This is a genomic window from Candidatus Poribacteria bacterium, from assembly GCA_026706025.1.
Classification (GTDB): domain Bacteria; phylum Poribacteria; class WGA-4E; order WGA-4E; family WGA-3G; genus WGA-3G.
On sequence record JAPOZO010000064.1, the window covers coordinates 19,156 to 43,578 of the forward strand.

Genomic DNA, 24,423 nt, shown 5'->3' on the forward strand with positions numbered 1-24,423 from the left:
AGTGTATCAGAATCTTGGTTTAGAGGGTGCCCCGAATTTCCGATGGCAGTACACAATACAACGACTTAAGGAAAAAGAGATAATTTAGATGCCCGCAATCATAATATCGTAAGGATGAGAGGTAAAGTATGTCAGATAATCCTATCATGAACATCGGGGACTTAGCAAAACCTGCTACTACTCTAATTGAGAAGATAGCAGATGCTGGATATATCCTTTTTGGTGAATCTTACCGGATCAAACAGGTCGCAAAAGCGAAAGCGGAGGCGGCAGTAATTGAAGCGGAATCCCGAATTGAGATAACCGACTTACACAGACGAGCAATACACCGATGGATTGAAGAAGAAGCACAATATCAGAAGAACATGGAAGACATCACTGAAAAAGCAACCCATCAGTTAAACGAAGATGCCGATCCTCATGCCATAGACAACGACTGGATTGCCCAATTTTTTGATATAACCCGATTAATATCTGATGATGAAGTGCAAAATATATGGGCAAATATTTTAGCCAGCGAAGCTAATAACCCTGGTGGTTTTTCTATCAGAACGCTTAACGCTTTAAAATCTATTGATAAAAAAGAGGCCGAATATTTTACAAGGTTATGCAACTTTATCGTAAGAATAGACAGAGAGGGCTCATTTTCGGATTTTGTCCCAATTGTACTTAATCCGAACGATAAAATATATGCACAACATGGAATTCACCACAATATGTTGAATCATATTCAAAACGATATTGGATTAATAGAGTTTCGTTATCTCCTGGGTGCATTTCACAATTATAGGATTTTGGCAGAACCAATAGAAAGTTTATCTATTACATATCACGGTCAAAAACTAATATTAAAAGTTCCTAAAGGTGAATATCTTTATGATGATGGCAAAGCTCGTGTTAATCTTGGAAGTGTAACATTAACGAAAGTTGGATTTGAACTTTGCCAAATTTGCGAAACCAAACCTATTAATGGATTCTTTGAATATATGCAAACAAAATTACAAGATGATATAAACAAAACTTTAAAAACGGAATAATTGCGTTAAAAGTGCAAGCAACGAATCATTACAGAAAACGGCATAAGCACGAAACTACTACACCCCTGTGTCGTCTATAAGCTGCGTAAAGATGGGCTTATATACAAGCATTTAGCAGAAAAATTAGAGAGCACACTATGAAAGGTACAAGACCCCTTGATAACGACGAGATCCGCCGGGTATCCGGATGTTTCACCGGCATTTTTGAAGTACGCAACCGAGGTCTGTTCATGCTCGGAGTCTCCACAGGAGGACGCATCTCTGAGCTGCTTAGCCTACGCGTCGGTGATGTGTACCAGAACAAGAAGCCGGTGACCGATCTGCTCTACACGAAACGGATTGTCAAAGGTAGCGAGGTTAGCCGTAGTGTCCCAGTAAACGCTGATGGCAGGCGCGCAATTCGGGACCTCGTTGATTGGCACCGGGAGCATTACCGATCCATCGCCGCAAAACGACCGTTATTTCCCTCGCGACACAACTCCGGCACTGTGGCACTGCACCGCCAAACCGCGCACGAGATACTCAAGACAGCTTTCATCGAGGCGGGGCTGAACGGACACATAGCGACGCATTCACTGCGGAAGTCTTTCGCCCAGAGACTATACGACAAGACCGGCGACATCTATATGGTGCAAGAGCTGCTCGGACATCGAAATATCAGCACAACCCAAAAATACTTGGGTGTCAACTATGCAGATGCGAGGGCAGCCGTAGAAGCAATCTCATTAATTACCGAGTCTGACAGAAACCACCTTTCGTCAGACTCACTCACAGACATTGACGATGAAACACTCCGGAGTGAACTCGAAAAACGCGGATACAACGTCACCATCCCGAGAGAAAACACCACCGCGGAAATCGTCAAGATCGGATAAAACGCTCACACAGAATGCTTTGCTGGGAGAAGCACAGGCTTGGTGTCTCCCTCTATGAAATGCACCTGTAGGAGACCGTCCTCAAATAACTGCAATTCAGGCGAAATTCATTACTCTATGTTAAATTTTCTCACTAAACTTAACGTTTTTCAACGAATTTATAGGGAACTCAGACAATTGGACGACTCCAGTACACCGGCTGAAGTGTCCCGTAACAACGATAACTCGAGACACTTCAGCCCAGAGCGACCGCCTTTCGATGCCCAAGCCAAGATTGAGGCACTCGAGACCGAGGTCAAGGTTCTCAAGAAAAAGGTAAGGGTCCAACATCTGCTGCTCAACGATGTGATGCGCCAGTTAGATCCATTCATACAAGGAAAACGGAATCAGGTGCGTCGCAATGGGATCAAAAAAAAGTACCTAAATCTATCATCCTTGTATCCGAAGCCGAAGATGAAGCCAAAACGGGCTGAACCGACCGGAGATACGAATGCGAACCCGCCCCAAAAGGTGCAATCAGAAAAATCTGCTTCTGCCCAGGCAAATGCCGAAGCACTTGAACGCCTCAAAGCCTACCTTTCTGATGGGAAGCGGTGCACCGAAGATGAGATTAGAGAAGCGTTAGATATCTCGAAAGGCATGTTTAGAAGAATTCGTAAGAAAGTTAAGAATAATGGAAATACGGATCCGGATGAAAGGCTCTATTTCGTCGAGTAATGGCTTTTACAGTATAAAGGGCATCTCGTGTAAATGATTTGTCTGTTCCGCAGTGGATTCACGTTTTTGATCAGCTTCACCCCATTTTCCACTGCTACACAGACAAAAAGTTTCCAGTCAAGGCTACAGCCACGCGAAATGAAAAACTGCACAGAATGCCCTACAACGCATTTGAGACGCCCCCCCCCTGTGGAGAACCCTCTTTGATATGGTATCACAACGCCTACCCCATAAAGTTTTTAGGTGTGTCTATTGTGAGAACACGGTAGCGTCTCAAAAAAACATCTTTTGGAGATAACACGATGAATACGCTCGAGTGCGCGCAGAAAAAAGCCTTAGAGATTGCGCTTGCCGCGGCGAAAATGGAGAAGCCGTCGGAGATCATTGACCACCTCGATGATCTCTTGGAAATCTTGACGGGATCCAAAGTCTTTGCGAACATCGGCTTGTTCAAGCCGCCTGACCCATCAAAGGTAATTCTTAATCTCCTTAGTAAGGTCAATGGTCTCGGAAGTGAACAGAGTTAGCGTTATCACAGTTTACTTCCGATGTCAATGAAGGAACCCTTACCCAATAAAGGGCATCTCGTGAAAACAATATGCTTATTCCAGCGTGTTTTGACGTTTCCGCTGCGGTCCCCACCCAACTGCCACGCTTCCATAAGCACAAACCTTTCAGTCAGTGCTACACCCACGGCACCCAGTCCGCTGACAGTAATAATCGATGGCTGATCGCTAACGGCTGATCGCTGACATCTGACGGCTAACAACTGACAGCACCGTGTTGTGTTAAGCGAGTACGCTTAGGCGGGCGAAGAAAGGATACACCCGCAAGAGAACCCGCCTAAATCCAAAGAGGCGGGAAGCATCGGTGAAAGTAAAGTGTTCTGGTTAGAACACCGCTTCGCCACCTACTTATGCGGACTTATGCCTACGGGTACGCAGGCAACGCCACGCAACGCAGACGGCTACGCTACTACGCCCTTCGCTACGCCTGCCACGAAACGCCTACATGCGAGTACGCAAGCAGGCTTATTCGGTCAGGCTTCGCTTGGGCTTGGTCTATGTATTAGCCCCTTAAGCGTGCCTTCGCTGCGCTCGGCACGCCGGTAATCTTTTTAACAACGAGTAAAGAAATTCTAAAAAGCTTTCTCAAAAAGAGTGTAAAATCTCTGCGCGCGCTCGGAATTCAGATAGGGTCAAAACATGAAAAACCGCGTCCCAGTTGAATTCCAAAAAAATCAAGAAAACCTTTCTCGAACTTTACATGTCACAAAAATGGGGGTTAATGTCACAAAAATGGGCATAAAAAAGACAATTTAGGGGTTCCATGTCACAAATAAGGGGGATAAATGTCACCCTTTTTTTTCATTTTGTCATAATTACTCATCATCTTCCTCATCGCCCGATCCCAATTGAGATTCTTCTTGCTGGATATAATGTAAATATCGACCCGGTCCTCGTTCCCCTCGCTCTAAGACGACATCCCAAGGGTCTCTATACCCTGATACCGACAAAACATCGTTATGCTTATCAACTGAATCTTGATACCGATGCCGGGGTGTACGTGGGAGGATCTCACTATCACCTGATTCCCAACGCCCCTCTTTCTGTGCCAACACTTGTTCCCGCGTGATGTGCTGTGACTGAAAAATAACCTGAGGCATCTCACCGCCGATCTTTGCTGTCCGAATAATATAAAGCAAAGCATCTATCCAATGATCGTTGCCATCTTGGGGGACTGGATCACTGCCAGTTCTCAAATGTGCGTCTGTCCATCGATAAGCGATAAGTTCAGCGATCAAATCTTGTGGCACATTTTTCACCGCCATCAGTTCATCTGGATCATCGACATGTTCACGAACGATAAAGAATTGATCTGGTTGTGCTATCAACCCTTGAAGTTGCCGGATAGATTGAAGTTTATCTCTCTTCTCGGCTTTCGTGACGTAGAACCCTTTCGCGATAAAGCGATCTATGATTTGTGGATCATGTTCCGAATAAAGCGCATAGATCCGTTGATCGAAAGACTCAAGGACAAATTGATAGTAATCTTGAGCACGTCCAACCCATTGCTCATCAAGCCACCCAATTCGGCAAGTCCCACGAAGGACAAAGAACCCGCCATCCGTTTCAATACCCAAGAGAAGCACCCCGGGGTTTGGGCTATAGCCAGCATCAAAGCCAAGGAAACACCGCTCAACTCTCAACATCTCCAGTCGAGAATGAAATTCATCTAACGAAATAATATGCCGTTTTGAAAACTGCGAGAATACTTTTATCTCAGAGTTCGCTGAGCGTCCTTCAAGAAAACGCGTCTTTGCATCTGTCGGCAAAGACTCCAATGTTCCGACATAACTCTGCCCCAGTCGAGTTACTTGACCTTCGCTATCATAAAGTTCAGGGTTATCCGTATGATCCGTATCATGGACTGTGATCTCTGGTCTTTTAAACAGCCAATGAAAATCCCCTTCAATTTCAGGTGGGTTACAATCCCCGAGAAGGAAATGATACGGCGTATTGTTCCCGACACCGCGCCCGATACTTGTGAGAACATAGACCCAATCCATCAGTTGAATCTGTTCTGACTGCGGATTGATCGCGAGATCATACTCCATCGAAAGCACATCACCACGATCTTGTACACCGGCATAGGTAATTGTGGACCCGTTCCAATACACAAAGCCATCATCATCGCGTTTACCCACTCGCCTAATGAATAGATTCTCAGTTAAGTTTGACTCAGAATCAAGTCCTGCAATTTTTCGTTCAAAAGTTTTCCCAAAAGAATCATGGACAGTCGAGAGTTTCTCCCGAAAGACAATAATACGCGTCCCTGGGTACTGACACGCTGCGATATGTCCACGCCATGCATTTGATAACGTTTTCCCTGTGTTCCGTCCGCCTCGAAGAAGTTGTTCACGATCGAAGCATTCCCAAGACTTTTTGATATTACCTCGCGGGATATAATAAAAGCCAACATCACTAAGACGGACGCGCTGCAAGTTCTCACTTTTACGCCACTCTTGACTCCGGGACTTTTGCTGCCTTAGAGACTTTTCCGCCCCCCCTTCCTCAGCATAGAACCACGTCTCTCTATCGGTAAACGCCACAATACAGATCTGAGATGAGACATTCACCACACGATCTTCGGGTTCTGAAGCTTCATCTTCATCCTCAGACAATACTTTATCGAGATACGCCTCAAGTCGCTGAATATCGATTTCGGAAATGTATTTTTCTTGTAGAGTTTTCCGCTCCGGTAAAGCGCGACACGCTTCACTTTTCGCAAAGTCTTGAAGTGCCTGAAACTGAAGTGCATCAGACTTGACAGAAAAATCCTGATAGTCTTCCTCGGTGAGTTGGATTTCCCGCTCCGTCACCACCGTCGGCACAAAATAGGACAGTCCATCAGAAATAGTCTTTCTCGCATCAATCAGCAAACGTCTGAAAAATTCTCGTAAAATCCCGTCATCCGCCTTGGGTGTCTCAGCAGGAACTTCAAAAATCGCATCAAGGGAGATAAACGAGTTCTCTTTATCAACCTTTTTCATAGCATTAGGGATTTCATCAATCATAGCGGCGACATAGTGAACACCGTCCTTAAAATCAACAAGCACAAGATAATCTGGTAGGTCCGACGCTGACAACGCGACAGATACAGTTTTCTTTTCAAAGCGTTCCGCCAGCCGTATAACCCTCCGTAAATCTGTATCCCGTCTTTTGATCTGTGTCCGCCACCGAAGTGTATAACTGCCATCTTCCAACTGCTCCGGATCATAATTTAGTGTCCGGGCATCTGAATGTAGACACGCCTCAGCAATCTCAGGCGTGATCGCTGACAAGACAGGCTGAAGTTCCTCTTGCCAGCGATAAATATGTCGAGACGAAACATCATACGTTTTCGCCATCATCGACACAGGCACTTCATTATAGAAATCTGCGAGCAACGATAGATAATTTTCTTCAAATTTGTTCATAACCATCTCCTAAACTTTTCAATCAGACCGAGTGTTTTTCGAGCGTCTATTAGATCCAAATCCATTGCGTTGAGTAAACGTATTGGCAGTATGCGTTTCTTGTTCATATTTCTGTCTATAATTCGGTTAAGATTTTACTTGAATCATAGTGTTATTATACCTCAAAACAAGGATTAGGTCAAATCCTGAGTGGCTGTATTGGTGCTTCCTATGGAGTATGACAGGCGGAAAAACCAATGTTTCCGCTGTTAACACAGAGCCATTCAGTTTTCGGTTGATTTTGACAAACGGATGTGGTATCTTGTAGACGACGTTAATACAAAGGCGTTACCAGCCCTAACACTCGGAGGCACACGTGAAGACATTACTATTAGCGGATGCCAATCGGCTGTTCGCATCTCCAGTTGACCATGCAGCCACCCGACAGCAGAGAGATGCTGCGGTGTATCAAACCCTCATGCTAAGCGAGTCAGACTTTAATGACCTCGTTTTCATGGAAGCGAATGATAATGTATGGGCAGACAATCAAGCATTGGTAGACAGGCTCACACCGGCAGGGCAGTCCCGCACGCTGAAAGAGGTCGTAGACAGGGTTCTGGAGGCATACCCCTATAAGCGTCCGATTCAAGTCTTCAAGCACCTCTCTGCGGATGAACCGTGGTTTGAGGGGTGTTTCATTATTAGTGCGAGATTTGACCCGCGCTTGCTGGGAGAACTGTTGATTAGACCCTTAACGGCTTATGAGAAACCCGCACATCCACCGACAATCAGGTTTTACCTTGAAGACGGGAACCATAGGGCACTGGTGTATGCCGTTTCCTTGAGGCTACAAACAGAAGCGTATCAACCCGTCCGTGCCATCTTCAGCCGAGACTGGAGCCATCTCTATCCGTGGGGACAGGTGACCGCATAATCACCATCCATACCGATTACAAGGAGAAATAAAAATGGGTAAAAAGAATATATTGCGGGTTGACAAAGAGACCCTCTCAAAAGACATTAGCGGAAACGTTTATATCGTAACAGGTGCTAATTCTGGTGTCGGTCTTGAAACCACAAGACAATTGGTCACGCAAGGTGGACACGTCATAATGGCTTGCAGAAGGCCAGAAGCTGCACAGGAAGTCGCTAACACTTTTAACGGATTAAACGGCACTTATGAAATCATGAAATTAGACCTCGCCGACCTCCAGTCCGTTAGGGATTTTGTTACCCAATTCCTAAAGCAATATGATAAACTCGATGGGTTAGTCTGCAACGCAGGACTCATGACCATGGGCAACAAAGTAGAACGCACCAAAGATGGATTTGAGATCGCAATAGGCGTGAGTTATTTCGGTCATTTCCTTCTTACCGAATTACTCCTTGACCTATTGAAGAAAAGTACACCATCGAGAATGGTGATTCTTTCATCCGTTATGCACGCCGGAAGCGAAAAAAACCGGCCCGATGTGCATTTGGAAGACCTCAATTTTAACACCCGGAAATTCAATAATTTTGCTGCGTATGCCGAAGCGAAAGTTGCGGTTACACTGTATGCAATGGAACTCGCAAAGAGACTTGAAGGCACAGGTGTCACAACTGTTTCCGTTCACCCAGGGTGGGCGCGATCAAACTTTGGTGGTAAAGGTTTGATAACGAGAATCATGAGAGTGGTGATGCTACCACTGAACCCTTTTATCACCGAAAGCAATGAGGAGGCCTCCCAAACATCACTTCACTGTCTGCTCTCTGACGATGTGCCAAAACATTCAGGCGCGTATTTTAGCCAAAGAAGTGTGCTTTACAGGGACAAAGAATGCAAAAATGGCGGTTGGCCTATGACATCGCCAAATCCAAATGCCAAAAACATGGATACCGCGAAAAAATTAGTTGATCTCAGTTATAAATTGGTTGGATTGAAAGAGTAGTATTCTGTCCACACACAACGGAAGTAATTTCTCTTATACGAGGCGTGACTAATAAGACACGCCTCTATCATTCAAGAAGGAGTGTTTCCTAAGAATGCTGATAAGAAAGTAGAATCAACGACTCACACCGAAACGACCCGAAAAAAACGGGTAAACACACAGTTAAACGAGAATAGGAGACGAACAATGAAGGGCATCAAACCCATTTTCAGCATTTTCATACTCATCGCAACCGCACTCTCAGCATCCGCACAACAGGAACTCGCACAACAGGCATATCTCATCTTAGAAAACAGATGCCTCGACTGCCACGGCCCCAACGGTGCCTTCACAGAAAACCTCGTTATCGACTCCGCCACAGGACTCGTCGATACAGGTGCCATCGTCCCAGGGCAACCCCTCACCTCTAATCTCTACACACGGCTCATCACAACAGACACAGCAAAACGCATGCCACTCGGACAACCACCCCTCGATGACGCAGCCCTTCAGATCATCAGCGACTGGATCGCAGCAGGCGCGCCCAACTGGCAGACGCAACACGACGTGACGTTCATACCGACAGACGCTCTGCTCTCTGAAATCCAACAACACCTCCAGACGCTGAACATCTTTGACCAACCCTTCGCGCGCTACTTCACGATGACGCATCTCTATAATGCCGGCGAAACCCTTGAAGCACACAACGCCTATCAAATCGCACTCGCAAAACTCGTCAACAGCCTCTCCTGGGGGTTTGATATACACAATCCGATCCCTATTGATGATGCCGAGACGATCTTCTACATCGACCTCCGCAACTACGAATGGGACATCCGAGACGCATGGACACAGATCGAAAACGTCTACCCCTACGCCATCACCTTCGATGAACAGACGCAAGCTGGACTGCATACAAAACTCGCTACCCTCCAACAGACAATGAACGCAGAGGTGCCGTTCGTCCATGTAGACTGGTTTCTCGCCACCGCCTCGCTACCGCCGCTCTACCACAACATCTTGCAACTCCCCGAAACGGAGCCCGAACTTGAACGCGCCTTAGGCGTGGATGCCGAACGGAATCTGTTGAGAGACCCAGGTCGCCGCGTCTGGCGTGCCGGCACAAACGACTCCGGTGTCTCGAATCACAACCGCGTCGTAGAACGGCATACCTCGCGCTACGGTGCCTATTGGAAGAGCCACGACTTCGCAGGCAGCGCAGCCACACAGAACATCTTCACAAACCCACTTGACTTTCAACGTGACGGTGGCGAAGTCATCTTCAACCTGCCTAACGGTCTCCAGGGATACTACATCGCAGATAAATCCGGGAACCGGATAGACGTTGCGCCGACCGAGATCGTCTCTAATCCGGCGGCGAGCGACCCCGCGGTTCACAACGGCTTGTCCTGCATCGGGTGCCATACGGAAGGCATGAAAACCATTACAGACCAAGTCCGAACGGTTATTGAACAGACGGTGAACCCCCCGTTCGATAAAGATTACGCCCTGCTTTTGTATGTGCCACAAGAGCGGATAGACGCACTGCTCGCCGAAGATACCGCTCGGTACAAGACCGCATTAGAAGAGACAGGCGGCGTGTTCGGTGGCATTGAACCTGTCCACCGGTTCTACGAGGCGTTCCAAGATGCTTTAGAGGCACCGGATGCGGCAGGAGCCGTGGGTCTACAAACCGATGTCTTCCTCACACAGATTAGCCAGAAGTCGAGCCTCCAAAATCTTGGTCTCACGGCACTGACAGGCGGCGGGAGCGTCAAACGCGACGCATGGACGCAAAACTTCTCCGAGATCATCACGGCACTCCAGTCCCCCGACACGCCGGTCACGACGACACCTGACACCGTCCGCCCGATTCCACCCACACCGGGTCGCACTGTCCAATTTCCCGATCCGAACCTACGCGCCGCAATAGCAGACGCACTCGGCAAAGCACCGGGGGACCCGATTACAGTGGCGGAGATAGCAACACTAAAACGCCTTGACGCGAATAACAAGGATATTAGCGATCTAACAGGGCTTGAGTCTGCGATGAACCTCCGTTGGTTAGCTTTCAGTCACAATACAGTTTCGGATCTCTCACCAATAGCAAAATTAACGAACCTCACATTCTTATGGTTTGAAGGAAGCCGTCAAGTATCTGATATATCACCACTTACAAGATTAACGAATCTCGAAAAATTGCATTTTTCAAGTAACAGCGTCTCTGATCTCTCACCGATAAAGGGATTAATAAATCTCACCCACTTAGAGTTTAATTGGACTTCGGTATCCGACCTATCAATACTTGTAGAACTCAGCAATCTTGAATGGTTTAGGATGTGGGGGCACGCAGTATCTGACTTATCTCCTTTAGCGGAATTAACAAAACTGGAGTGGGTAGAAATTTGCGGTGGACGGGTATCAGATCTTACGCCTTTAGCAGGCTTAACGCGTCTGAAAAGATTAGCGATTACCCAAGAACCATTAGTGGATATATCACCTTTGGCAGAACTCACACATTTGGAAAAGTTATACCTTGAGAAAAACGAAATATCGGACATATCATCCCTTGCAAGATTAACAAATTTAAGAGAGCTGCGTCTTCAAAATAACAAAATATTCGACATATCGCCGCTTGCAAGATTAACCAACCTGCAAGAACTCAATTTACAAGACAACTTAATCTCAGATATATCTCCCTTAGCAGGCCTTAATAACTTAGGAAAATTGGATTTGCGGGATAACCCGGTCTCAGATCTTTCTCATTTAGAAGAACTCTTCAAAAACCCAAATATAGAGATATTTACGACTGAAGTCTATTTCACCGATCCGAACCTCCGCGCCGCAATCGCAGAAGAACTCAACAAAACACAGAGAGACCCAATTACCACAGAAGAAATGGCCACTTTGCAATATCTGTTCGCTGGGGACAAGAACATTAGCGATTTAACAGGGCTTGAATTCGCAAAGAATTTAATAGTATTAGGTATCGGTGACAATCCTTTATCAGACCTTTCGCCTCTTGCTTCGCTGACAAAATTGCGCGAGTTACATTTTCATGACACTGAAGTTGCAGACCTTTCGCCTCTATCGGGATTGCTTGAACTTGAAATCATAGATGTCTCAGAAACGCGTATAAGGAGTCTTGCTCCCTTAGCAGGCCTCAAAAATTTACAAAAATTAGACACTGTAGGTGCTGATATTACCGATCTTTCCCCCTTGGCAGGATTGACAAAACTAACGAGACTTCGCCTCTATGCTATCAAAGCAACCGACCTCTCTCCCTTAAAAGGCTTGACAAAACTGAAATGGCTGGGTCTTACGCATAACGACCATATCACTGACTTCTTACCCTTGTCAAGATTAACAGAGTTGAGGCATCTTGATCTGTTCAATACTCATATTGTGGATGTTTCTCCGTTATCAGGATTGGTTAATTTGGAAACGTTGATACTTAGTGAAAACCGAATCGTAGATGTCTCGCCCCTGGCATCTCTGCGTAACCTAAAAACGTTAGAACTTCACGTGAATAACATATCAGACTTCTCACCCTTGGATCCCATACGCGAGACGATAGAAGTCTTCACTTGGTACAGCAACCCGGGGTTTCCACAAGGCGGTCCAAAAATTGCAGGGCCTTGGCTCTGGCTAACCTTGCCAGCAAACAGAGGTGAGGATATCCTTCTTACGGATTACTTAGCAAAAGCATCCAATAGTAAAATTACAGAACAACAGATCGCTACCTTCGGTGCCTTGGACGGAGCTGCTATAGGAGAAAGTGTGTGGTCGGTTGGAACACTTGAGCCTTATAAAGCGGATGGCAAATGGAGCAATGTGAAGAACCTTAAAAGACTATTAGACGCTCAAGGTGCTATTGAACTTAGTGACGGCGAGGATTTTGTTGTCTACGGTTCTATCACTTTGTATGCTCCAAGAACACAGCAGACGAAAATATTCATAGGTGCCAGTGAGCCTCGAAAAGTCTATCTTAATGGCAAGTTAGTTCATGAAGACGATGCAGACCATAACGCCAGATCCTGGGCTTATGATTACCAAACATTTTTTCCGATCACACTGCAACCGGGGAAAAATGTGTTGTTGATAAAACTTGGTGATGAGTGGGATAATGATATATTGTCTCTCTTTTTCGGATTAGAACCTGACACCGAATATAAGATATTCAACCCCAGTGTCGGGTACAGCTTCTCTGATTCTAAAATCCATGTCGGCGATACATTTACCCTTGACCTGAGTGCAGAGAACGTATTTGATTTAGCCGGATGGCAATTTGATATTGCGTTTGATCCAGCAGTGCTTGAAGCCATTGAAGTCAACGAAGGCGATTTTCTCAAGGAAAGCAGCGGAACGACCTTCTTCCAAAAAGGCACCATTGATAACGCGACAGGCAAGATTATCAAACTCAGTTCAGCGAGGCTCAACGAAGATGGTGTTGCCGGCACAGGCACACTACTCTCTGTAACATTCACAGCAAAAGCAGCAGGCGAAACCCGACTATCGCTCAACAACTTCCAATTGGGTTCTGTCACGGGTGAAGCCATCAACGCGGGACCCCACGAATTTGTTTTCACTATAGACGGACAACTCGCGACCGGAGACGTAAACCGAGACGGACAGGTGAGCGTCCTGGATCTGATCCTGGTCTCTCGACACCTCGGTGAAGACGCAGCTGCGAGCCCGCAGGCAGACGTAAACAACGATGGCATTATCAACATCCAAGACCTCATCGTCGTTGCACAACACCTTGGTGAATCAACCGACGCTGCAGCACCTGCCGTTATCACAGCAATAAACAATGGTGAACTAACACCTGCGATAATAGAGACTTGGATAGAAAAAGCCCATCTTGAAAACGACGGGTCGCTTGCCTTCCAACAAGGCATCGCGAATCTTCAACGGCTCTTGGCAGTGTTGATTCCAGAGGAAATGGCTTTACTTGCCAACTACCCAAACCCGTTCAACCCGGAGACATGGATCCCTTACCAGTTAGCGAAGCCGGCAGAGGTGACATTGACCTTCTATGCAGCAAACGGGGCAGTCGTTCGCACATTTGCTTTAGGACATCAAGCTGCGGGGATGTATCACAGCCGGAGTCGTGCGGCTTACTGGGATGGAAGAAACGAGGTAGGTGAACCTGTCGCGAGTGGTGTCTATTTCTACACACTCAGAGCAGGCGATTTCTCTGCAACGCGTAGGATGTTGATACGGAAGTAAAGATAAAGCGTCAGCACCGAACTGAATATGAACCTCCAAGTCACAAAAGAGACTATTTATGAATAATATCCCTACGGTCGTCTATTTTATTGCCTGTAAAGGTTTCATCAAAATAGGTCGCTGTAGAAAGCATAACTTTGGTAAATATCGGAAAACAACTAATAAATAATTGTGTGGGTGAGTTACAGCGCGGTAATCCTTTTAAGTTGGAGGTCATCGCCTTTATCGAGTTTCCATCTGAATCTGAAGCAAAAACCCAAGAGAAAAAGTTGCACGCTCATTTTAAAGATTTGTGCCATAAAGGTGAATGGCATCATGATGCTCCGGCATTGCGTGATTATATCAGAAACCACGCAACCGCGTATGAGTCCACTCATGCGAAATTGCAAGGGATTTCGCTGCCACGCGGAAAATGTTGATATTGATAATACTTGTCGGATATGTTATGCTATAGGTTAACAATAATACGAGATCTCTTTGATACAAAGGTCGGGCATTTCGCCGATAAAAGTGCGAGATGGTTGTTCCGACAGAGAACGTTCAAGGACTCAGTAGACGCAATGGATGCGTACCCCCAAATGTGTTTCGTCTTCAATATTTTCACGGGATGCAGATATGACTTTAAAACTGACACGCAGGCAATTTATACAACGCACTGCTTTAACTGGACTCTCTATAGGCACTGGAGCCGCACTCTCAGGGTGTGATCCCTTGGAAACAGTTATCGCACCCCCAACACCTGTAGAAACCGCGGATGAAGTCCGCGCACTTATCATCGGAAGCGGATTTGGCGGGGCAGTCGCCGCCTTGAGATTAGGACAAGCCGGTATACAAACAATGCTCTTAGAACAAGGCAGACGGTGGCCAATCGCACAAATACCCTTTAGCCGTTTTATACCGCCTGACGGACGTTCAACGTGGCTACGGACAAAAACTGTTATGCCTTTCGGTCCAGCGTTTCCTATCACAAAATACACAGGTGTATTAGACCGCATAGACTATGATAACATCAAAGTCTACAGAGGCACAGCGGTTGGCGGCGGCTCTATCGTCTACGGCGGCATCTCTGTGGCTCCACCTGAAAATCTATTTTACCAAATTTTTCCCCGTGAAATATCCTACCCCGCAATGGCTACCTACTACGAACGCGTAAAACAGATCCTTGGAGTCTCAACAGCACCCCCCGATATTGAAGCACAATTATATTATGACTATGTTCGCGTGTTTACCAAGCATGCCGGTGCAGCAGGTTTAGACATCGCGCCCGTTGAGCAGGCGACAGACTGGGATATAATCCGTTCAGAAATCGCTGGCACCGTAGAACCATCTGCCATCATAGGAGAGGTTATCTATGGCAACAATAGCGGGTGTAAAAACAGCCTGGACCAAAACTATCTACCCATGGCAGAAGCGACCGGCTATGTGACGATCCATCCGTTACATAGGGTGGTCGATATATCTCAGAAAAACAACGGTAAATACGAATTAACCGTCGAGAATATAGATGAAACCGGTAAAGTTATTAAAATCAAAAAGATTACCACGACATCCCTATTTTTAGCAGCAGGTGCCGTGGGGACCCCCGAGTTATTGGTGAAGGCGCGGGATTCAGGCACACTGCCCCATCTCAGTGAAACCGTCGGACAAGGATGGGGAACAAACGGCAATGTCATGTTCACACGTTCCGTAAAAGAGGCGACAGGAAAAATGCAAGGCGGCCCCGTTATCAAAACAATCTTAGATTATCAGAATTCAGAAACGCCAAATAGTATTGAATCCGTCTTCTTTCCTATAGGGCAAGATTGCAACTGTTTACTCCACCTCTTATTGGCTTTAGATACAGAACGCGGGGAATTTTTCTATGACCCCGGCACAAACACCGTCAAATTAGAATGGCCAGCGGACGGTAACCAGCAAGCAGTCCGGGCAGCGGTAGATGTCGCAGACCGTTTGAACACCGCAAACGGCGGGACACTCGGACCTCCTGAATCCGGTATATCCGCCATACTGCCCGACGTAACATCCGATTTCACATACCATCCATTAGGCGGAATGGTCATCGGGACAGCCTGCGACTTCCACGGCAGAGTCCATAATTACCCCAATCTGTATGTCGTAGACGGCTCCTTATTACCCGGTTCTTGTGCCACTGCAAACCCATCCCTAACAATCGCCGCTTTAGCCGAGCGAAATATGGAGACAATCCTGAACGAAGATTTTGTTTGAAGAAAACGCCCCCTAATCACAACTTAATCCTCATAACACTTATGAAACACACTGTATCAACAACAAACACGGTTATCATTTCATTTTTCATTTTCTGCTACACAGGCTGCGGTTTTCTTGACGACTACGAAGAATACTCGGGATCTCCGCACGAGGCATATATTCTATCCATATCTGATAGTAGACCCGCTGAAGTGACAATTGGCTGGATGTATATGGTCTTTGGCTGTGACAACGTCAGTGGGGCGACTGCCGAACGAAACAGTAATAACATCTACCTCACGATAAACGGAGAAGGATACACCGGTTCCGCGGACTGTGATGATGGATCAAGACAGATTTGGGGTAAAGTTACCGTAAAAAACTTGGAAGTAGGCGAATACATAATTAAGGAGATCTACGATAACAGAGAATTAGGACGGTTTCGTATTGAACCGGACACGGGTTATATGTTTATTGCCTCCTATACTCCGGTTTTTATGGTGGATCCAATAGACCTCAACAATGACGAACCAAAACGAAACACTTATCAAGTCAAAGTGAGGATGCATCTGGAAGGATACTACGAAATCGGTTATGAACCTATCTTCAAAATAGACGTAGAACGCACGCAAGACGTTATCAATATTGAAGCATGGCAAGTTATCCCAAAGAAAAACGGCCAGATTATACTGGACCCTTCGGGCATAACAGCAGATCAATATGAACACAAGCACATAGACATAGACCTCGGCACATTCTCCACCGGATCCTATACAGCGATTATCAACGGCAGAAAATACACTTTTGAAGTGGAAGTGCTACCCTTCACCGACTAACCTTATCCAATAAACCCCGCAGATACTTCACGGGAATCGCAAAATCGAGATTCTGACCCACCTTCAGTGTTGCCACCGCAACACCGATCACCTCACCGTGCTTGTTCAATATAGGCACCCCGACTCCCAAGACACGTCAAGGACTTAACACTTCTGAAAGACCCCACTTCAGAAGCGATCCTTTAAATTGATTCAACTTTACCGCTTTCGATTCATCCAAGAACGCATCCATACGCCCCACACAAAGCCTGCTACCAACCAAATGGGTAAATTACCGATCATCCTTATCAAATCCCATTCGCTTCCATTGAAAACTGTCCACAGAACGTTGAAAGTCATCCATGTGGATCCACCCCAATAGAAGATGCCTATAAAAATCCAATTGATGCGCGCCGCTTGAATTAAGGGACGTTTAAGAACATTCGCCAATCTTGATTTTTCTAACTCAAGCCACTTTTGGCGGAAGAACCGTGCAGGGAAATACCATAGCGGGCAAGTCATCGCCAATACGACGAGACTGAAAATGTTCCATAAACACGGAATCACTTGATGGCAACTCGGACAAACCAAACCAAACCAATGCCCGAAAGCATTCCATTTTGTCCACAAACGCCCATCATTGAGCGTTTCACAGTGCGGACAAGGCACGTGAGTGCGTTCCATCCAAGGTTTATCGCTCTTTTTATCAACCAACATGACTTTAGGGAGTCGTTGTCCGAAAATTAGTTCGCTGAATATTGCGCTTGGGAACAAGATATAGAATAAGATCAACGGGTGAGGGATTGCCCATATTTCAAATCTGTTTTTGTCGTATTGCATCGGGGGCCTTTCCACTTTGGAACGCATTAACGGTTCTGTTAGGATCAAAAGAATAGGTATACATCCTGACGAAACTCAATTTTGATGAAACGTCAATTTCTATCCCAACTTCGGCTGTCGGAACATGGTCAAGGCGACCAGAAAAATCCCACCAATTAGAATAGAAGACACCTAAAAACGGCGTAAACGCCCAGCGTTCTCCTTTTTCTACGCGGAACGAGAGTCCGCCACCACCGGTGAATCCCAGACTACCAGAATGCGAAATATCCGAAGAGGTCTCAGCGAAACGTTCACTCAGCAGTTGTATAGACCGTGCCGTTCTGAAATCCGAAAGACGCACCCCATCCACTATCCCAAATCTCTTTGTGTCGATAAGCGTCGATAAACAGCAGATTCTCACCGGCATTGAGTGTGACAGGCACAGCCGTTACGTAATCGATTCCCTTCAGGTAATTGGAATTTCTGTAAACCCTCGTCCCGTTGAGCCAGACATCCACCAGAAATCCAGAGATATACATCCGCGTCCGCTGCGGTTTTTCCGAGTGGATGGACACCACACCATAAACGAGCAGGTCGTATATCGCCAAGTCGTAGCCACTCCCGATAATGTCGCGGGCGATAGTGTCGAGGTTGGCTGGATCTGCTGCCGTGAGTGGTGCAGGTGTCCAAACGCTGTTTCCAAATTGCGTCACTTGCGTCCCGGCACTTGCACCGTTGACGGCAATATGGGCTTCAAAAATATCGTGCTTAGAGGGTGCCTCATCTAATTCGGGGATATCCGTCCCTGGCATTTCATCTCGTATCGTTGGCAGAATCAACCAGATCCACCCGTCCTCTATCTGAGGTCCGGGGGTCTGAAAAGCCGGATTGTCCGGAAAATAGACAACTGTCCCTTGCTCCATTAGCCTGTCAAGCGTTTGAATATCCGAGATCGTGTTGTGCCCGAGATTGAGAGTCTGCAGGTTTTTGAGGTTCGCCAAGGGTGATATATCCGAGATCGTGTTGTGCTGGAGCTCAAGGATATATAGGTTTGTGAGGTATACTAACGGCGATATATCTGAGATCGTGTTGTGCTGGAGATGCAGGTTAAATACGTCTATTGCAAATTCGATGCCGCGTAGGTCGGTAATTTCCCTCCCCTGTGCCCGAATATGCGATAGGTAAACCACGTTTTCTATCTCCGATTCCATCTCCGCCCGCGTGATGGTCTCCCCCGGTGGCTTACTGAGTGCTTCGGCAATCACGGCGCGTAGGTTCGGATCCGGGATGTCAACGACGTGCTGAGGTCCGAGGGTCTGAAAAGCCGGATTGCCCGAAAAATAGACAACTGTCCCTTGCTCCATTAGCCTTTCAAGCGTTTGAATATCCGAGATCGTGTTATGACGGCAATTGAGTTTCTTCAGGTTTTTGAGGTTCGCCAAGGGTGATATATCCGAAATCGAGTTGCGCGGGAGAACCAGTATAAGTAGATTTTTGAGGTTTGCTAACGGCGATATATTCGAGATAAAGTTGCCACTGAGAAACAGAGTTCTCAGGTGCGTTAGACGTGCCAAGGGCGATATATCTGATATAGTGTTGTTAAAAAGAGTCAGCTCTTTGAGGTTTATTGCGAACTCAGTGCCGCGTAGGTTGGTAATCTCCATGCCCGGTGCCTTAAGTTCATGCAACGTTTCCATCTCCGCCCGCGTGATGGTCTCCTCCGGTGCCTTCTGGAGTGCTTCGGCAATCGCGGCGCGGAGGTTCGGATCCGGGATGTCAACGCCTTTCGCTTTGTGTTTTTCGTAGTGTATGTAAAGCAGAGAACCTGCAGCACACAATCCCAAAAACGCTAACAGACCTATAGAGCTGCTGTTTTTGAAAATGTCTGGAAACATCTTATTTTTCTCCGTCCGTCAAATAGGTTTGGGGTATCTTCAGTTCGCCGGTAATGATTTTGGCTTTCGCGGCTTTTTGGACCGCCATTGGCACGTTCTGCTTCAACGCCGGATTGTAGACAAAGGTGATGGCTTCATCGGTTGCCATATCCGTTCTGTTCGTTTTTCTCTAAAGGTCAGGAGCGATAGGCGAAACGTTCACTTGGCAGTTGTATAGACCGTGCCGTCCTGAAATCCGAAAGACGCACCCCAGCGACTGTTTATGGTGTCTCGATAAGCGTTGATAAACAGCAGATTCTCACCGGCATTGAGTGTGACAGGCACAGCCGTTACGTAATCGATTCCCTTCAGGTAATTGGAATTTCTGTAAACCCTCGTCCCGTTGAGCCAGACCTGGACAGTACATCCAGAGATATACACCCGCGTCTGCTGCGGGGTTTTCGACTGGATAGACACCACACCATAGACGACCAGGGGGTCGTCGCTATCTGTCTCCAAGTTGTAGTCATTCACGATGGCGTTAAGATTGTCTGGATCCGCTGCCGTGAGTGGTGCAGGTGTCCAGACGCTGTTTCCAAATTGCGTCTCGGCAGTCGCACCCTTGACGGCAACATCGGTTTCTTTCACCGCTCCATCACTAACTTCTTTAAGAAAATCTCGCCCAGAGTGCGCCGCATCGGAACCATGGTTTACATTCGTTGCTGGCACAATAAGCCAGACCCACCCGTCTTCTATCTGAGTCCCGGGGGTCTGAAAAATAGGATTCCCCGAAAAATAGATAACTGTTCCTTGCTCTATAAGCCTTTCAAGCGTTTGAATATCCGAGATCGTGTTGTGCCGGAGATCGAGAGTCTGCAGGTTTTTGAGGTTCGCCAAGGGCGATATATCTGAGATCGTGTTGTGCTGGAGATGCAAACTTCTTAGGTGCGTTAGACCTGCCAAGGGTGATATATCCGAGATCGCGTTGCCAGCGAGAGACAGCATACCCACGTCGAGGTTTGCCAACGCTGATATATCTGAGATCTTGTTTCCATTGAGTTCCAGCATGAGCAATGGGGTTGTGCGGTTTGCCAAGGGCGATATATCCGAGATCGCGTTGATGCCGAGAGACAACGTTCTCAGGTGCGTTAGACTTACCACTGGCGATATATCCGTGATGTTGTTGGACCAGAGGTACAGATATTTGAGGTTTATTGCGAACTCAAGTCCGCATAAGTCGGTAATCGCTGTGCCCTGTGCCTCAAACCCACCGAACTCCGCGTCCAGTATCCACTCCCCGCCCGATCCCTGAAGTTCACCGAACACCCCGCCCAGAGCCCGAAGTTCAGCCAACGTTTCCATCTCCGTCCGCGTGATGGTCTCCTCCGGTGCCTTCTGGAGTGCTTCGGCAATCGCGGCGCGGAGGTTCGGATCCGGGATGTCAACGACGTGGTCAACGACTCCTGAGGTATCCCCCTCGCCTTCATAGTGGACTGATATCTCCGGTATCTCGTTCCCTTTGTGTTTTTGGTGATGCATGTAAAGCAGAAAACCTGCAGCACACAATCCCAAAAACGCTAACAGACCTATAGAGCTGCTGTTTTTGAAAATGTCTGGAAACATCTTATTTTTCTCCGTCCGTCAAATAGGTTTGGGATATCTTCAGTTCGCCGATAATCCCGTTGAAAACAGCCCCATTTGCTAAAAGCGGTGTAATGTCTTTAAACAGAATACCGGGCTTCGGATAATCGGGGATCGTTCGGATAAACTGAGATAAACTGTGAGTTCTTCTGCCTGAAAGTATTCAGTAACCAGAGATTTTATCAGCGTCGCTGTCTGTGGTGTGCTTTCCGAAAGCTTCAGGATCACACGATTGCCCGCAGCGAGCGCGTCAATCGCGGGGTCCAATGCCAGACTTACAGGTGCGTTAAACGGCGACATGATACCGACAACACCCAACGGTTCGTGGACGATGTAGGAGCGTTGACCTGTGAGTGCCAACACCCCTGATGACGTTTTCTCTTTCTTCATCCACTTTTTCAAATGCCGTTTGACATATTTCGCATGAGACAACGGCGAGAAAATATCGGCGAGAAAGATTAAATCTGGATCTCGGCTACCGAAATCTGTTTGCAAGGCTTCGGTGATCTCTGCGATGTGGTTTTTACACAGATCCTCTATTCTACTGAGCCGATCCATTCGGGTTTCATAGGATGGCGGTGTCGATGGCGAGTAAGCCATTTTCTGTTGATAAAAAAGTGTTTTTACGGTTTCAATGTCCATTTGGTTCATAAGGTTCTCCTCTGAGAAGTCATCGCTCAATCTTCGCGGATACGATCGTTAGCAGCTTGGCAAAACTCGCGAAGGCTGCGCATTGTCTCTTTGATCGTACGGCTATGAAAGTTTAGCGATTTCAACTATCCTCGGTCTCCAGTGAGTTTGTGCAAAGTTTGTATCTCTTTCTGGTCGGCGATGAGTAGCAAAGCATCACCGGCTTGGAGTTTTTTCGTTCCGGGCGGATTATAGAAAAACTGATCCGCCTTATCCTGTATTGCGATGATAATTAATCCTGTTTTTTCTTGGATGTTGGCGGCTTTGAGCGTCATTCCGTCCAACTCGGACCCTGCTTGAATCCTGGATTGTGTGAATTGAGGCCCCTGCTGATTTTCTGTGATATTTTCTAATAAGCCGACGAGATGCGGTCGAAGGAGTCCCGCGGCGATGCGGAGTGCGCCGATCCGGTCGGGTAATACAACCTCATCCGCACCGGCTGTGATGAGTTTTTCGGGTGAATTGTTTTCAACACCTTTAGAGATGATTTTCAGCCGCGGATTGATTTTTCTTGCCGAGATCACGACGTAGAGATTATCTTGGTCCCGACCAAGGCAGGTCATAAGTCCCTTCGCACGCTCAATGCCGGCGCGTATGAGTGACTCGTCCTCTGTCGCATCGGCATGGAGACCCAGAAAATCGCGGGTCTCAGAAATCTGTCGGATGCGTTTTTCTTCGCGTTCAATGATAACGAAATCAACGGCTGCCTTTCGCATTTCATCAAGCACATGCACACCGGTATCACCGAGTCCGCAAATCACATAATGGTTGGCTAACTTATTGAGGGTTCTCATCATCTTTTGTCGTCGAAAAAAATTGTTGAGTTGTCCTTGAATGAGGAAATTGGTTGCGATGGTAATGCTATAAGTGAACACGCCGAAACCGCCGATGAGTAGAAACAAGGTAAAGATGCGCCCTGTATCGCTCATACTGAGGTTCTCATACCCGACGGTTGTCAGTGTAATCACGGTCATATAGATTGCGTCGAGCAGATTCCATTTCTCTGCTGGATTATCTTTTTCGATAATCAGGTAGCCGATCGTCCCTGTCAGGAGCAAACCGACAAGGAGGATCAAGGCGATGAGAACCTGGCGTTGATAGCTCATCCTTTAGTCAACTTTCAATAATTTTACAAACGCCCCCGCAGGGCGAGGTTTAAAGCTACTTCCATATCAGCATTTTTTGGGTCGCATAAAAATCGGCAGCCAACTCTTTAACACGTTCGGTATGAACCTGAATCATGAGGCGTACTCGCTTTCTCGCTTTCTTTTGTTGATTGGCAAGATCTTTGAGTATCTGGATATGTGCCTTCAAATCTTTTCTGCCTTCACCCGTCTGTGGGGCAAGGTGTTCGCGAAGGCGTTGTATCTCCTGACGATACATCTTGAGTTGCGTATCATGTTTTTCCGCGCTTTCCTGAAGCACGACTATCTCGGCATTCAGAGCCGTCGTCCGCTTGATGACCTTATCAAGACGGTTCTTTTCGTCGAGTGAAACCCCTGAATCCCCTACAGGGCATCGGCGTGTGGAAGTTCTTTCGTCGTACACCCAAAAATCAAGAGACAAAGAAATATGAAAAATAAAAACTGAAGTTTCGCGAGAACGCCCTGAACACGTAACATTTTTTAGACTCCTTCTGCGTTGGATTTCATTTGCGTATCAACTCAGGTCTTCAGTTGGCGATAGGTTTTTCTACTTCTCAGAACGGTTTTTCATCCGTTATGCGCCACGTGCCGTCATCTTGCTTGGCTTTCATTTTGTAAATTTTTTTCTAAATTTAGATATGATACCTTCCTTAGATGCTGTTTTGTTCTCTACATTCTTCCCCGTATTACATTCACTAAATGACCAATAACCTCTTTCAAAGTTGTTTGCCTCACTTTTTTCACGAAGAGATCTCAACGCATCATGTACAATTTGCTTTTCGTTTTCTGAGAGTTTTCTGCTACCCCTACAATGTTCTTGTTCTACAGTATTGATGATATGCCAAGTGGGTACACGGCTTTGTCCTGCAAATTCCGCGCGTATAATTTTTCTGGCTATTCCAATAGTTAAATACATTCCTAAAATTCCCTCCTTAATATCTGAATTTAACCGGTTTTCATTCATTCTCCTTGTTCTTTGAAACGAGTGAGCCTCTTAATGTGTGGACGGAACACGTCATTGAGTCGTTCAAGTTTACTCGCGATCCATTCATGTTGATTCGACCAATCTTGTTCATCCCTGGGATCCATATCTACTCTTTTCAAGGATATGTGTGATTCCTGTTTCCATTCTAAGAACCACCATTGAAGGGGTTCACCAAATTCTTCTTCAATTTCTGCTTGTTGCGCCTTCAATGAGTGGAAGTAAAGTTTTGCAGTTTTTTCCATGACAAACGCAACAGTGATTTCAGTGCTGGGTTTGATGACCTGCCTTGCTCTCACGACGCACCCAGTGCCTATTCTAAAATATATATGGTGCATCTCTTTAGACGTTGGCATTGGAGAGTGGAGTTGGCTCCCTCGTCGCTTCAAGTAGTCGCAAAATTCAGTCCAGTATTTTATATTCTGTGTTTTACGCATTTTCGCCTCCGTTTTTATGTGTATAGGGATATACTGAGCCCTATCAATACAAGCAATGTCGTGTAAAAGAAGACTTCACACAA

At 46.6% G+C, this 24,423-nt stretch carries 23 protein-coding genes; 11 read left to right on the forward strand and 12 right to left on the reverse strand.

Going from position 1 to position 24,423, the window contains the following annotated elements; translation table 11 throughout:
- The first annotated feature begins 128 nt into the window (after nucleotides 1–128).
- The 4 genes from OXH00_16680 (at nucleotide 129) to OXH00_16695 (ending at nucleotide 3,156) form a co-directional block, all read left to right on the forward strand.
- Nucleotides 129–1,037 carry a DUF2806 domain-containing protein gene (locus OXH00_16680; GenBank protein MCY3742651.1) on the forward strand — a complete coding sequence of 303 codons (909 nt, stop codon included), beginning with the start codon at nucleotides 129–131 and terminating at the stop codon, nucleotides 1,035–1,037.
- A gap of 137 nt (nucleotides 1,038–1,174) precedes the next feature.
- Entirely contained in the window at nucleotides 1,175–1,912 is a 738-nt protein-coding gene (locus OXH00_16685) for a site-specific integrase (GenBank protein ID MCY3742652.1), read from the forward strand.
- Between the two features lie 117 nt (nucleotides 1,913–2,029).
- A complete protein-coding gene (locus OXH00_16690) occupies nucleotides 2,030–2,629 on the forward strand; it encodes a hypothetical protein (GenBank protein ID MCY3742653.1) in 600 nt (199 codons plus the stop codon).
- 302 nt (nucleotides 2,630–2,931) lie between these two features.
- Nucleotides 2,932–3,156, forward strand: a complete 225-nt coding sequence (locus OXH00_16695; GenBank protein ID MCY3742654.1) for a hypothetical protein — start codon at nucleotides 2,932–2,934, stop codon at nucleotides 3,154–3,156.
- A gap of 5 nt (nucleotides 3,157–3,161) precedes the next feature.
- On the opposite strand, the gene OXH00_16700 is transcribed toward OXH00_16695, so the two are convergent.
- Entirely contained in the window at nucleotides 3,162–3,398 is a 237-nt protein-coding gene (locus tag OXH00_16700) for a hypothetical protein (protein MCY3742655.1), read from the reverse strand.
- A gap of 112 nt (nucleotides 3,399–3,510) precedes the next feature.
- Here OXH00_16700 and OXH00_16705 point away from each other — a divergent pair, with 112 nt between their 5' ends.
- Nucleotides 3,511–3,741 (forward strand): hypothetical protein, encoded by a 231-nt coding sequence (locus OXH00_16705; protein ID MCY3742656.1) that lies wholly within the window; start codon nucleotides 3,511–3,513, stop codon nucleotides 3,739–3,741.
- Between the two features lie 269 nt (nucleotides 3,742–4,010).
- Here OXH00_16705 and OXH00_16710 read toward each other — a convergent pair whose 3' ends face one another.
- The gene (locus OXH00_16710; GenBank protein MCY3742657.1) at nucleotides 4,011–6,608 is read right to left on the reverse strand and encodes a hypothetical protein; all 2,598 of its coding nucleotides are present in this window, start codon (nucleotides 6,606–6,608) and stop codon (nucleotides 4,011–4,013) included.
- 355 nt (nucleotides 6,609–6,963) lie between these two features.
- Here OXH00_16710 and OXH00_16715 point away from each other — a divergent pair, with 355 nt between their 5' ends.
- The 6 genes from OXH00_16715 (at nucleotide 6,964) to OXH00_16740 (ending at nucleotide 16,773) form a co-directional block, all read left to right on the forward strand.
- Nucleotides 6,964–7,521: a hypothetical protein gene (locus tag OXH00_16715; protein MCY3742658.1), complete on the forward strand. Its 558-nt coding sequence runs from the start codon at nucleotides 6,964–6,966 to the stop codon at nucleotides 7,519–7,521.
- A gap of 34 nt (nucleotides 7,522–7,555) precedes the next feature.
- A complete protein-coding gene (locus OXH00_16720) occupies nucleotides 7,556–8,518 on the forward strand; it encodes an SDR family NAD(P)-dependent oxidoreductase (GenBank protein ID MCY3742659.1) in 963 nt (320 codons plus the stop codon).
- A 186-nt stretch (nucleotides 8,519–8,704) separates the two neighbouring features.
- Entirely contained in the window at nucleotides 8,705–13,729 is a 5,025-nt protein-coding gene (locus tag OXH00_16725) for a leucine-rich repeat domain-containing protein (protein MCY3742660.1), read from the forward strand.
- A gap of 137 nt (nucleotides 13,730–13,866) precedes the next feature.
- Nucleotides 13,867–14,148: a GIY-YIG nuclease family protein gene (locus OXH00_16730; protein ID MCY3742661.1), complete on the forward strand. Its 282-nt coding sequence runs from the start codon at nucleotides 13,867–13,869 to the stop codon at nucleotides 14,146–14,148.
- A gap of 196 nt (nucleotides 14,149–14,344) precedes the next feature.
- Nucleotides 14,345–15,955 (forward strand): GMC oxidoreductase, encoded by a 1,611-nt coding sequence (locus OXH00_16735; GenBank protein MCY3742662.1) that lies wholly within the window; start codon nucleotides 14,345–14,347, stop codon nucleotides 15,953–15,955.
- Nucleotides 15,952–16,773 (forward strand): hypothetical protein, encoded by an 822-nt coding sequence (locus OXH00_16740; protein MCY3742663.1) that lies wholly within the window; start codon nucleotides 15,952–15,954, stop codon nucleotides 16,771–16,773. Before OXH00_16735 ends, OXH00_16740 begins: the two co-directional genes overlap by 4 nt.
- A 198-nt stretch (nucleotides 16,774–16,971) precedes the next feature.
- Here OXH00_16740 and OXH00_16745 read toward each other — a convergent pair whose 3' ends face one another.
- From OXH00_16745 to OXH00_16790, 10 genes are all read right to left on the reverse strand, one after another.
- Complete coding sequence (locus OXH00_16745) at nucleotides 16,972–17,592, reverse strand: hypothetical protein (GenBank protein ID MCY3742664.1); 621 nt, start codon at nucleotides 17,590–17,592, stop codon at nucleotides 16,972–16,974.
- The gene (locus tag OXH00_16750; protein ID MCY3742665.1) at nucleotides 17,567–17,932 is read right to left on the reverse strand and encodes a hypothetical protein; all 366 of its coding nucleotides are present in this window, start codon (nucleotides 17,930–17,932) and stop codon (nucleotides 17,567–17,569) included. Before OXH00_16750 ends, OXH00_16745 begins: the two co-directional genes overlap by 26 nt.
- The gene (locus OXH00_16755) at nucleotides 17,883–19,466 is read right to left on the reverse strand and encodes a leucine-rich repeat domain-containing protein (protein MCY3742666.1); all 1,584 of its coding nucleotides are present in this window, start codon (nucleotides 19,464–19,466) and stop codon (nucleotides 17,883–17,885) included. The genes OXH00_16750 and OXH00_16755 overlap by 50 nt, the downstream gene beginning before the upstream one ends.
- A 1-nt stretch (nucleotide 19,467) precedes the next feature.
- On the reverse strand, nucleotides 19,468–19,614 hold the full coding sequence (locus tag OXH00_16760; GenBank protein ID MCY3742667.1) for a hypothetical protein: 147 nt from the start codon (nucleotides 19,612–19,614) through the stop codon (nucleotides 19,468–19,470).
- 50 nt (nucleotides 19,615–19,664) lie between these two features.
- A complete protein-coding gene (locus tag OXH00_16765; GenBank protein ID MCY3742668.1) occupies nucleotides 19,665–21,068 on the reverse strand; it encodes a leucine-rich repeat domain-containing protein in 1,404 nt (467 codons plus the stop codon).
- 78 nt (nucleotides 21,069–21,146) lie between these two features.
- Complete coding sequence (locus OXH00_16770; GenBank protein MCY3742669.1) at nucleotides 21,147–21,686, reverse strand: aldehyde dehydrogenase family protein; 540 nt, start codon at nucleotides 21,684–21,686, stop codon at nucleotides 21,147–21,149.
- A gap of 176 nt (nucleotides 21,687–21,862) precedes the next feature.
- Nucleotides 21,863–22,882, reverse strand: a complete 1,020-nt coding sequence (locus tag OXH00_16775) for a potassium channel protein (protein ID MCY3742670.1) — start codon at nucleotides 22,880–22,882, stop codon at nucleotides 21,863–21,865.
- Nucleotides 22,883–22,937: 55 nt separating this feature from the next.
- Nucleotides 22,938–23,324, reverse strand: a complete 387-nt coding sequence (locus tag OXH00_16780; GenBank protein ID MCY3742671.1) for a hypothetical protein — start codon at nucleotides 23,322–23,324, stop codon at nucleotides 22,938–22,940.
- A gap of 204 nt (nucleotides 23,325–23,528) precedes the next feature.
- Nucleotides 23,529–23,885: a hypothetical protein gene (locus OXH00_16785; GenBank protein MCY3742672.1), complete on the reverse strand. Its 357-nt coding sequence runs from the start codon at nucleotides 23,883–23,885 to the stop codon at nucleotides 23,529–23,531.
- Nucleotides 23,882–24,340 (reverse strand): DUF4268 domain-containing protein, encoded by a 459-nt coding sequence (locus OXH00_16790; GenBank protein MCY3742673.1) that lies wholly within the window; start codon nucleotides 24,338–24,340, stop codon nucleotides 23,882–23,884. The genes OXH00_16785 and OXH00_16790 overlap by 4 nt, the downstream gene beginning before the upstream one ends.
- Nucleotides 24,341–24,423 lie beyond the last annotated feature (83 nt).